Annotated in this window: 2 protein-coding genes; one reads left to right on the plus strand and one right to left on the minus strand. The window is 38.3% G+C overall.

Annotation, left to right across the window (positions count from 1 at the left end):
• Positions 1-462: phosphohistidine phosphatase SixA (sixA, locus tag A1D25_RS01795; RefSeq protein WP_157394015.1), on the minus strand; the 462-nt coding region annotated here is incomplete at its 3' end.
• Between the two features lie 147 nt (positions 463-609).
• Here sixA and pyk point away from each other — a divergent pair.
• A partial coding sequence (gene pyk / locus A1D25_RS01800) for a pyruvate kinase (protein WP_157394014.1) occupies positions 610-1647 on the plus strand: 1038 nt, incomplete at its 3' end.

Below are 1647 nucleotides of genomic sequence, written 5' to 3' on the forward strand. Positions count from 1 at the left end.
CCCATTTTTGCTATTCCATTCTACTTCTGCGATTACAGCTGGGTAAAAATGTACGCTTTGTTGATATTGAGTGAGATGTTGAACCAAATCAAAGACTAAAGGAAGATGAGACACAATTAAGATATGCTTTGCACCTTCTTCATTTAGAAAAGAGAGATAATCCATCACATTATTGGGATCACCCGAAGGAGTAATTTCCTGCCACGTTTCGATAATATTTGCAAAACTTTGCATATATCCTACCGCTTGCATTCCTTGACAAAGATGTTCTACGGTTTGTTGGGTACGCAAATAGGGGCTGACAATAATCTTATCAAAAATAATTGATTGATCTAAAAGCCTTTTTCCTAACCATTGACCTTGCGTATATGCCATTGATTCGCCGTTTTCTGTCAATGTTCTTTGGCTATCCGATGGAGCATTGAAGCTAGCTTCCCCGTGTCGCATTACCCAAATCTTCATCATTCTTCCCCTTTTTATATTTAAACTAAAACGATTTAAGCGTATAATGCCCCCCGTTTTTTGTGGTTGCAAGCAATTTCTATTCTCTCGCAACGACTCTGAAAGATTTCAATTATTTTTAACTATTATCAATGGAGTAACTCAATAATGTCTCGTAAACTCAGAAGAACCAAAATTGTTTGTACAATGGGTCCTGCAACAGACCGTGGCAATACTTTAGAAAAAATTATTGCTGCTGGTGCAAATATGGTTCGTATGAACTTCTCTCACGGCATACCACAAGATCATATTGATCGTGCTGAAAAAGTGCGTGAAATTGCTAAACGCTTAGGCAAACACGTTGCTATTCTTGGTGACTTACAAGGCCCTAAAATTCGTGTATCAACGTTCAAAGAAGGGAAGATTTTCTTAAATATCGGTGATAAATTTACCCTTGATGCAGATTTACCAAAAGGTGAAGGTACACAAGAATCAGTAGGTTTAGATTATAAAAATCTACCAAATGATGTTGTACCTGGCGATATTCTTTTATTAGATGATGGTAATGTTCAATTAAAAGTGCTTTCTATTGATGGAGCAAAAGTCTTCACTGAAGTAACTGTTGGTGGCCCATTATCAAACAATAAAGGTATTAACAAATTAGGTGGTGGTTTATCTGCTCCAGCCTTAACAGAAAAAGATAAAGAAGATATTAAATTAGCCGCAAAAATTGGTGTTGATTATCTTGCTGTTTCTTTCCCACAATCAAGTGCAGACTTACACTACGCACGTCAATTAGCTCACGAAGCAGGTTTAGATACTAAAATTGTTGCGAAAGTAGAACGTGCTGAAACTGTGGCAACTGAAGAAGCGATGAATGACATCATCTTAGGTGCTGATGTGATTATGGTTGCTCGTGGTGACTTAGGTGTTGAGATCGGTGATGCAGCATTAGTTGGCGTTCAGAAAAAATTGATCCGCCGTTCACGTCGTTTAAATCGTGTTGTGATTACTGCAACGCAAATGATGGAATCAATGATCAAAAAACCAATGCCAACTCGTGCGGAAGTAATGGACGTTGCAAATGCGGTGTTAGATGGTACTGATGCAGTAATGCTTTCAGGCGAAACAGCAAATGGTGACTACCCTGTTGAAACAGTAAAATCAATGGCGGAAGTTTGCTTAGGTGCAGAAACAATGCCAAGT

The organism is Ursidibacter arcticus (assembly GCF_009761375.1).
GTDB lineage: Bacteria > Pseudomonadota > Gammaproteobacteria > Enterobacterales > Pasteurellaceae > Ursidibacter > Ursidibacter arcticus.